The 10,861-nt window shown below is 41.0% G+C and carries 2 protein-coding genes; both read right to left on the bottom strand.

Annotated elements, in window-relative coordinates; translation table 11 throughout:
• Positions 1 to 307 precede the first annotated feature (307 nt).
• Positions 308 to 9,142, bottom strand: a complete 8,835-nt coding sequence (locus ACP6PM_RS19195) for a CHAT domain-containing protein (protein WP_426587418.1) — start codon at positions 9,140 to 9,142, stop codon at positions 308 to 310.
• A gap of 159 nt (positions 9,143 to 9,301) precedes the next feature.
• The coding region (locus tag ACP6PM_RS19190; protein ID WP_426587417.1) for a CHAT domain-containing protein at positions 9,302 to 10,861 on the bottom strand (1,560 nt) is incomplete at its 5' end.

Raw genomic sequence — 10,861 nt, 5'->3', positions numbered from 1 at the left:
AAAATCAATCAAGTCTGATAATTAATTTCTTCAATCTAGGAAGATTAGATTTTTCACTAAATAGGGTTTGCTGATTAAATCTAAAAGCACTGACATATAAATGTTTTAGCCTTTGTGGAACGAAAAAAAGTGCAAATTTTTCAGCAAGAGTTACCAAAAAGTTAGGACTTTGAGCAGACAAGTAAAGAAAGATACAGGTATAATTATTTCCACTACTTTCTCTGTCTCCCCACCCTTCCCACACTCCCCAGACTCTTATTATCTAATTACACCAATGCTACCGGATTTGATCTGACTCCTTCTTCAATCACCAAGGACTACCAACCATAGTAAAACCAGCCCAATAATAAGGATGAGAAAAATCTTGACTCCCAAATTTTCCTAACGTCGATGGCAACACTACTGCCCCACGCGCTCCACTTCCCCTTAACTCCCCATCTACAATAACTACCTCTCCTCGCAACATTGCTAACTGTGCCTGTCTTAGCGCCTCTGCCTTAATCTTAGCATTATTCAAATGAGTATAAAACTCCGTCATTAACCCCAACGTACCTTCATCACTCACATACCACACACTTGCTAAAGCTGACTTTACTCCTGCTGCGACTGCTAATCCGGCAAACCCTAATTCCGCATTTCTGTCTCCTATTGCAGTGCGACAAGCAGACAATACTAACAATTCTACCGCAGGTTGACTCCAACCCAACTCTCTAACTTGGTCTAACTTGATTTGTTCGCTCCCCCACAGTTGAATATATGAATTACTCGCCTGACCAGGTAAAAATTCTGCATGAGTAGCTAAGTGAATGATAGGATAGGGATAATTTTTTCGTTCATTTAACAAGTTATTGCGAGTAAAGTTTTCATTGATAAATTTGCTGCCTTGCCATAACTTTTGGGAAATTGTTTTTAATTCTACAGGTACTGCTGGTAATGGCTGTTGTTCCAGAAATTCACTGGCTCCCATTGCTAATACCTGAGTATCTTGAAGTGGGCGATAGTTACTATCCATTAAACTGACACTGGGAATTAAACTAATACTATATTTTTCTATGAGAAATTCTTGTCCATCATGTAATACTGCTACAGGTAAAGTTCGTAAACCTTCATCCATACTAAACAGTAAAGTATCGATATTTGCTACTTCTAATTCTGCTGATATAGGTGCGATTAACCAATCATATAATTGTTGTGCTGGTGGCAGATAACTATCAGTATAACGACGGACTGGATTTGTGATTTGAGCACGCAACTTCAAGACAGATTTCATCAGTTTTTTGCGGTTAGCTTCGGGAATAGTTTTTATAATTGGCTGACCATCTTTGGTATATAAGATTATTTGTAATTGCTCTGGATAAGCATTAATATATACAATGGCAGATTCTTTTCCGGTTTTAGCAGCCATATCTTTTAAGATTTCTCGGACGTTTTTTGTGCTGAGAGATTGTTCTTTTAAATCTGTTCCCAAGTAATTAGAATATTCGTTAGTACGATTTTGTTCTAACATGGTTATTACTTGGTTTGAACCTGTGGCTACTGTAAGAGAATTACTATGAACAGAATCAATTCTTTTGGAAATTTTATGGGTATGGGTAGTATGGTTGATAGATTCTTGTTTTTGGTGTTGAGCAATAGGTGTATTTGTTATTTGGTTGTTGTTACTGGGGGTAATAGTGGAAATCAAATTGGAGGTAGTAGAGTTTAATAAATTATTTGTAGTTGAGGGATTTATACTGGGATTATTATTGTTGGCAATCTGATTGAGGAGATTGGTATTATTAGTTAAATTACTTGGGATATTGATATTATTATTCCCAGGATTTTCTTGATTCAGTATCTGGTTAATTATGGGTGTATTGTTATTAGGAATTAATGAAGTATTATCTGGATTTTGATTTATTTCTGGCAGTTGAATGTTGATAGATTCATTGCCAAAAGTTTGATTTATTTGTCCTAGATTTTGCTGACTACCTGCCGTTTGAATATTGATGGTATTATTACTAGCATTTTGAGTGACATTGCCGATATTTTGATTACCTTGTGCCGTTTGAATATTAGTAGCATCATTACCCACATTTTGAGTAACGTTGCCGATATTTTGATTGCCTTCAGCAATTTGAATATTGTTAGCATCATTACCCGCATTTTGAGTAACATTGCCAATATTTTGATTGCCTTCAGCAATTTGAATATTGTTAGTATTATTCCCCGCAGTTTGAGTAACATTGCCGATATTTTGATTGCCTTCAGCAATTTGAATATTGTTAGTATTATTCCCCGCAGTTTGAGTAATATCTCCTGTAGTTAGGTCGCCTTCTGCAATTTGAATATTGTTAGTATCATTTCCCGCAGTTTGAGTAATATCTCCTGTAGTCAAGTCACCTTCTGCCGTTTGAATATTGTTAGTATCATTCTCTGCTGTTTGATTAATATCTCCTGTGGTTTGGTCTTCTCCCGACTCAATGTTAATATTTGCATCTCCCTCTCCTGCATTTTGATTAATATCTCCTGTGGTAACATCCTCTGTTGCTCTGAGTGCTAAATTTCCTATTGTTCCATCAGAGCTAATTTCAATATCATAAGTTGTGATGGAGCCATCTGTAGCTTCGACATTAATTTCACCTGCACTGGTTGTGCCAATAGAGCTTAAGTCTCCCGTGCCGACTTCTTCTCCGTTGATGATAATGCTGCCACTACTTCCTGCTGGTGCTTCTGTGGTAACGTTACCTGTATTTACTTGTGCTGTGCGACTTTGAATGATTAAGTCTCCACTTTCTGTTGCTCCAAAGGATGACACATTTGCTAGATTGATACTTTCTGAGGCATTGAGAAGCACATTTCCTCCAATTCCTTGCTCTGAGAATGAGTCTATGTTTTCTGTTGAGGTGATTTCTCCAATTTCACTTTCTACTGTAATAGTCCCTCCCTGTTGCATTCCTTCTGAGCGAATGCCGTTAATAGTTATATTTCCTGGGGATGTGAGGTTGACATCTCCTGCTATTCCTTCTGTGGAAAATGTGTTTAATTCTCCTTGAGCGTTGATGCTGTTTTCACTGCGACTATCTATAGTTATATCGCCTCCTCGTTGTCTTCCTTGAGAGAGTATGTTTTCTATATTTACCGAACCTTCTGCTTTTAGATTAACATTTCCGGCAGTTCCTCTTTCTGAGAAGGTTTCTATGGCTTCGGTAGCGTTGATTTGTCCTTGAATACTTGTGATGCTGACATCTCCGCCTGTTGTTGGTTGGTTGGGGTTAAGGGCGCTTGCTTCTAGTTTGCCTGTGGTAATATTTTCTCTGGCGTTGAGGGTAATATTTCCTGTGCCGTCTGGGGAACGGGAGTTTATGGTTCCAGCGGTAGTGTCTATTGTGCTGTTATTGCTGCGGAGGGTAATATTTCCGGCAACTCCTTGGGTTGCTTCTTCTCCTGGTATCGGAATGAGAGTGAAGTTTTCGTTTACTGTTACTCTGTTTCTGACAAAACCTGATGCTAGGTTTATTTCTCCTGTTTCTATACCACCCTCCGCAATAATATCAATTTTCCCTGTGTCACCAACGTCTGCACCAGAATATATTTGGGCAGTTGTGGTATTGATGTTGTTACCTGCTTCGAGAATAATATCTCCCGCTCTCCCTACTCCCCCGCTCCCTACTCCCCCTCTCCCTACTCCCCCGCTCCCTACTCCCCCTCTCCCCACTCCCGCGCTCCCCTGCTCCCCTGGGGGTTCGGAGGCGGAAATTATATTACTGCCTTCTATAATGTTAATGTCGCCTCCTGCTTTAAGACTTATTTCACCTCCGTCCCCATCGGCGAAAGAGAAAATGTCAGTTGTGGTGATGTCTCCTTTGGGCGCACTCAGGCTAACGTTGCCTGCATCGCCTCCTCCTGAATAGTTGGCTAGGAAGTTGCCATTGCTGGTGTCTATGTTTCCGGTTTCTGATGTCATAGTAATTTCACCGCCTTGTTTTTGACCGTGGGAACTTATGGTATCAGTGGTTATATTGTTTTGTGCATTCAGGGTAACATCTCCGGCGTTTGCTGTTTCAGAAAATGATTGAATTGGTTGAGTGGCATTAATTTCTCCTCGTTCGCTGGTAATGGTAATATTGCCTCCATCAGCGGTTTCATTTTGATTGTTGGCTTGGGAGGAAATCATTCCTGTAGTAATATTTTCTTGGGCAGTGATGTCTATTGTACCTGCGTTTCCAGCATCGGTGCTTTTTGCACTTATGGTGCTATTTGGGGCTGTCAGTTCTCCTGTGTTGATAGCGATCGCTCCTCCGTTGCCTGTACCTGTGGTTTCTGTTAAAATTTGACCTTCTAGTTGGAACGTTTCTGTGGAGTTAATGTTGATACTGCCTCCATCTCCACTATCGGATGTGGATGCAGATATCGTGGTATTTTCTGCTATTGTGAGGTTTTCGGTTTCGATGTTGATGGTGCCTGCGTTGCCTGCTCCTGTAGTTTCAACTGAGATAAAACCGTCTCCTGAGATGTTGATGTTTTCTGGGGCAAATATATTGATATTGCCTCCGTCTCCTATAGAGGTGGTGCGAGCAGAGATGAAGCCTTGTTCGGTGAAGGTGATGTTGAGGTCTGAGTCAAATGTACCTAGTTGTCTTCTGCTCTCCCCATCTCCCCCTCTCCCCATCCCCCCATCTCTTCTGTATGGGTTGAGGGTTAGGGTGCCAGCAGGACTCTCTCCTGCGGTTTCGGCGAATATTCCGAGTCGCCCTGAGATGAATAAGTCTGTGGCGTTGATGGTAATGTTGCCGCCTGCTTCCGTGTTAGTAGCTCCTTCTCTGGCGGTGGCACTTATTTGGGCGTCTTCGCCTATGGTTAGTTGTCTGGTATTTATTTCTATCTCTCCTGCTTTTCCTGCATCGTTGGTTTCGGTGGTGAGACTTGTTCCGGTTTCTAGGGTGAGGTTGTTTGTGTTAATGTTGATAACTCCAGCGTTGCCTTTGTCTTCTGTGGAAGCGCTTATGGCTACTTGGTCGGATAGGGTAAGGTTTTTTGTGTCTATGTTAATAGTACCGGCGTTGCCAATGTCAGTGGTTTCTACAGCGATGAAGCCGTTTCCTTGAATGTTGATGGTTTCTGGAGCTGATATATTAATGTTGCCTCCGTTGCCTGTGGAACTTGTGGAAGCTGAGATAAAGCCGTCATTGGTGAAGGTGATGTCTAGGTTGGGGTTAGTTTTGTAGGGGCTGAGGGTAAGACTACCTGCGTCTGCTGTGGCTTCGGTTTCAGCAAATATTCCGAGTTCTCCTGCAATGTTTAATTCATTTGTGTTGATGGTGATGTTGCCTCCAGGCTCAGTGCTGGTGGCTCCGATGTTGACTGTGGCACTTATTTGGGCGTTTTGACCGATGGTTAGTTGGGGGGTGTTGATTTCTATGTTTCCGGCTTTTCCACCTCTGTTGGTTTCTACTGATAGTTGGCTGTCTGCGTCTAGGTTTAGTGTTTCTGTGGCTCTGACTGTGATGTTGCCTCCGTCTCCTTCGTTTTCGGTGAAGGCTAGTATGCGGGTGTTGGGTTGGATGTTGATGTTGTCTCCTTCTAGGTTGATGATACCTGCATTACCTGTGCTTTCGGTGAAGGCTGTGATGTCTATGCCGTCGGAGAGGGTGATGTTGGGGCTGAGGATGTCTATTTGGCTGGCGTTGCCTGCTCCCCTACTACTAACTGTTATTTCTCCATTGCCGGTGATGTTGAGGTTTTCTGGGGCGGTAATAATGACGTTGCCTCCTTTTCCCTTGGTTTCAGTGAAAGCTGAGATGCTGGCGTTTTCATTGATTTTTAGTAGAGAATGCGTTCTGATAAATATATTACCTGCGTCTCCTTTACCCTCGGTACTGGAAGATATTAGAGCACCATTAGTAAGTTCTAGACTGCCTGTAGTAATACTTACATTCCCTCCGTTCCCTTCTGCTCGTGGTCTGACAGAACTAGATGCGCGACTGATTCTAGTTCCACTACCACCCCCGTCAAACAATACAGTATCTGTCGCAGTAATCTCCACATTTCCTGCATTCCCTTTGCCATCGGTCCGGGAATCTATTGCAGCACCATTAGTAAGTTCTAGACTGCCTGTAGTAATAATCACATTCCCTGCATTACCTACTGCTCCTGGTCTGACAGTAGTCAATGCGCTACTGGATCTACCATTTGAGGGTGTCCCGTTAAACAATATAGTATCCGCAGTAATAGTCACGTTTCCTCCATTCCCTGTGCCCTCGGTCTGGGAACCTATCCGAGCACCATTTTTAACTTCTAGAGAACCTGTCTTAATAGTTATATTCCCAGCATCACCTACTCCTCCCGTTCTGACTGTACTATCTACCCCCGATCTACGGCGGCTATTTGGCAATGCCCCGTCAAACAATATAGTATCTGTCGCAGTAATCTCCACATTTCCTCCATTCCCCGTACCTCTGGTATCGGCAGATATCGAGGCAGCATTTTTAACTTCCAGAAATCGAGTGGTAATAGTTATATCCCCAGCATTTCCTCGTGCTTGTGGGCCAGCGGCACTCAATACCCCACTGCGGATACTTGGGAATGCTTGATCAAGGAATACAGTATCTGTCGCAGTAATAATCACATCTCCTGCATCCCCATTGCCATTGGTACCGGCAGATATCTTAGCACCATTTTTAACTTCCAGAGAGCGAGTGGTAATAGTTATCCTACTATCATTAGCATTCGCTTCTGCTCCTTCTTCCACGAAGCTAAATGCTCCAGTAAAATCTGATCCTCCTGCATCAAAGAGTATAGTCTCAGTAGCATTAATCTCCACATTTCCTGGGTTTCCTTTGCCAAATGTACTGGAAGCTATCTGAGCACCATTTTTAACTGTTAGAGAACCTGTCTTAATAGTTATATCCCCAGCATCACCTAGTACTTCTGGTCTGACGGCACTAAATACCCCACTGGGGGAATCATTGAATACTCCATCAAATATTACAGTATCTTCTGCTGTAATATTGATGTTTCCTGCATTCCCTTTTGCAAAGGTACTAGCAGATATCCTAGCACCATCAATAGCAGAAAGGTTTTTAGCATTAATATTAATATCACCTCCTGTTTCACCATCAGTAACAACATCAGCTTTAATGTCTTCAGTAACAGTCACATCTCCTTGACTCTCAAGAGTAATATCCCCTCCATCATTGCTGGAAATACCCACAACCTCCTCACTTACACCACCAATATTTACGTCTCTAAACACATCAAAAAACACTCCACCACTACCAGAAACTGCTTCTAAATTTTCTACATTCAACTGCAAAGGCGCATCAGTTAAACCTATTCCACCATTCCCGGAAGTTTGAAATAAAACACTCCCGGCATTAATAATTGAATTCTCAGAAACTCTGGCAATATTTCCCCCATTAGCATTAACTAAAACTTGCCCTGTTGTTGTCAAAGAAGCCAGATTTATATCTCCTACTTCTCCTAAATTTCCCAACTGAATATTAATCGTGCCACTTCCTGCATTTAATGTTGTTCCATCCAATTGATTTATCGAAGCTTTTCCGTTACTCCGGTTAGCAAAATTCATCTCATCATTATTACCAAACAAATCAATATTTCCATTCCCAACTGATGTGTCAATATCCGCATTTATATTAATACTTCGACCAGCTTTTAATTCTACAGATGAGTCAGTTTCTATATTTTCATTGATTGTTATATCGTTATCAGCTAGGAGAATAATATTACCCTCAGTATTTTCTAGGGAAGTGTTACTTTCTGAGCCTCCTAAAATTATATTTTCTGGGTCTAATAAAATTGTTCCTGTATTTCCTAAAGCTGCACTAACATTAACATTTCCATCAAATATTAATTGTTGTTTGCCCGAAACTTCAACAAACCCTCCATTTCCAGAAAATTCTCCTCCTTTGGCACTAATATTTCCGCCAAAATCAGTAATTCCATCTGACCAAATTATTACCCTTCCTCCATCTCCATTATTAATAGCATCCGCAGAAATAAATGAATTATTATTCACAGAAGTATGCTGAGAATTAGGCACAATTCCATTACCTTGAAAGTCGCCTCCTATTAATACTGTTCCACCTCCGTTGATGCCATTGGCGTTGATATTGCCGTTAATGAGAGCTACGCGATCGCCTAAAACATTTACTTGACCTCCGATCCCCCTTCCGTCCCCCTTGCTAAGGGGGAGACTATTATCCCCCCCTTCGTAAGGGGGGTTAGGGGGGAGCGAAACATTGATGCTTCCAGAAGTAATGGCACTTCCTGGTACATCAGCAACTAGAGTATTTGAGTCACTCAATACTATTTCACCATTAGCATTAACTATGACAGACGAGGCATGAGTTTCTTCCCCACCTGTTAATAATTCTGGTAAAGATAGGGGACTAAACTCAGACATATCCCGACTACTCGCCACAGAGGAGTCTACATCTAAACTTAATAAATGTCCCGGTTGAGATATTCTTAAGACACTACCACCTTCTACTGCTGCAATAGTAATGTTGCCCCCTGCTGTAGAGAGTTCCCCAGTATTAATAACTGTGCCACCTAATAAAGTTAAATTTTCTCCGGGGTTTAAACTTAAATTTCCTTCGTTAACTATAGCCCCTGGGTTAGAAACATTGAAACGATAGCCACTGGGGTCTCCGACTAAATTACCATAGTCGTTTGTCCCCATTGCTTGAAACCAGAAATTATTACTGTCAAAACCAATACCTGTAGCGGTCGTAACACTAAATGAGGCTGGTATATTGAGGCTGGCATTTGAACCAAACATTAAGCCTGCGGGGTTCATTAAGAAGAGGTTGGAATTACCACCGATGACTTGGATGAGACCGTTAACATAAGAAGCATTACCTCCTGTGACTCGCCCTAGAATGTTGCGGGTGTCTGGGGTGGTCATAAAATTGGCTGTTTGGCCAGAGTTGACATTGAATTTGTCAAAACTATGGAAGAGGTTGGCCCCACTGCGAGTACCACCTTGGATATTAAATTGATTGCCATTTTGATTTATACTTGTTCCTGTGCCGTCGTTAGCTGGAGTTATGGGTTGAGATTTGGCGGGTGCTGCTGCTAATGTGCTGAGAATTATAGTCAGAGCTGTGATTTTGTAAGAATCTGCAAAATTAGGTTTCATAAAAATATTCAATACTAAAAGTTAAAAAAATGGTAAAAAGTAAGACATAGGGAAGCTATAAAACAATCTCTGTTCTATTATTGTCTCAAATAACTTTAAGACAATTGCATAAAATCAGTCTATGCTCTCCCTGATGTATACAAAACTGACAAAATTTAATTACCAAGGACTACCAACCATAGTAAAACCTCCCCAATAATAAGGATGAGATAAATTATGATTACTAAACTTCCCTAATGCCGACGGTAACACCACCACACCACGCGCTCCACTTCCCCTTAATTCCCCATCTACAATAACTACCTCTCCTCGCAACATGGCTAACTGTGCCTGTCTTAGCGCCTCTGCCTTAATCTTAGCATTATTCAAATGAGTATAAAACTCTGTCATTAACCCCAACGTAGCTTCATCACTCACATACCACACACTTGCTAAAGCTGACTTCACTCCTGCTGCTACTGCTAACCCCGCATACCCTAATTCTGCATTTCTATCTCCTATTGCAGTGCGACAAGCAGACAATACTAACAATTCTACCGCAGGTTTACTCCAGCCTAATTCCCGCACTTGGTCTAACTTGATTTGGTCTGTTCCCCACAGTTGAATATATGAATTACTCGCCTTACCAGGTAAAAATTCTGCATGAGTAGCTAAGTGAATGATCGGATAGGGATAATTTTCTCGTTCATTTAACAAGTTATTGCGAGTAAAGTTTTCATTGATAAATTTGCTACCTTGCCATAACTTTTGGGAAATTGTTTTTAATTCTACACGTACTGCTGGTAATGGCTCTAGTTCTATAAATTCACTGGCTCCCATTGCTAATACCTGAGTATCTTGAAGTGGGCGATAGTTACTATCCATTAAACTGACACTGGGAATTAAACTGAGGCTATACTTTTCAATTAAAAATTGTGCCCCATCATGTAATGTTGCTACAGGTAAAGTTCGTAAACCTTCATCCATACTAAACAGTAAAGTATCAATATTTGCTACTTCTAATTCTGCTGAGATAGGAGCTATTAACCAATCATATAATTGTTGTGCTGGTGGCAGATAACTATCAGTAAAACGACGAGCCGGATTTGTAATATGTGCCCGTAATTTTAGAGCAGTTTTCATGAGTTTTTTGCGGTTAGCTTCGGGAATAATTTTAATAATTGGCTGACCTGATTTGGTATATAATATTATCTGCAATTGGTCTGAATGAGAATTAATATAAACAACAGCAGATTCTTTTCCGGTTTTAGCAGCCATATCGGTCAAAATATCTCGGACATTTTTTGTATTGACTAATTGTTCCTTAAAGTCTTCTCCAAAGTAATCTGAATATTCTTTGATACGACTTTTCTCTAACATTGTTATAATTTGCTCTGAACCTGTAGCTACTGTTATAGGTTTGGTATTAACTGTATCAACTATGTTTAATATTTGTTGGGTATTAGTTATGGTGTTAATAGATTCTTCGGTTTTTTCTTTGGCTGTAGCAGTGTTTGTAATTTGGTTGTTGTTACTGGCGGTTGTGTAATTAAAATTGACTGATGTCTGGCTGGTATTTGGATTGATTTCTTGGCTCTGAATATTGATTGATTCATTGCCAAAATTTTGATTAATTTCTCCTAGGTTTTGTTGGCCACCAGCGGTTTGATTATTGATGGCATCACTGCCTGCTGTTTGAGTAACGTTGCCGATATTTTGATTGCCACCAGCGGTTTGATT

Origin of the sequence: Dapis brunnea BLCC-M229 (genome assembly GCF_050015995.1) — a bacterium.
Classification (GTDB): Bacteria; Cyanobacteriota; Cyanobacteriia; order Cyanobacteriales; family Microcoleaceae; genus Trichodesmium.
This window is presented reverse-complemented; position numbering and strand designations above follow the sequence as displayed.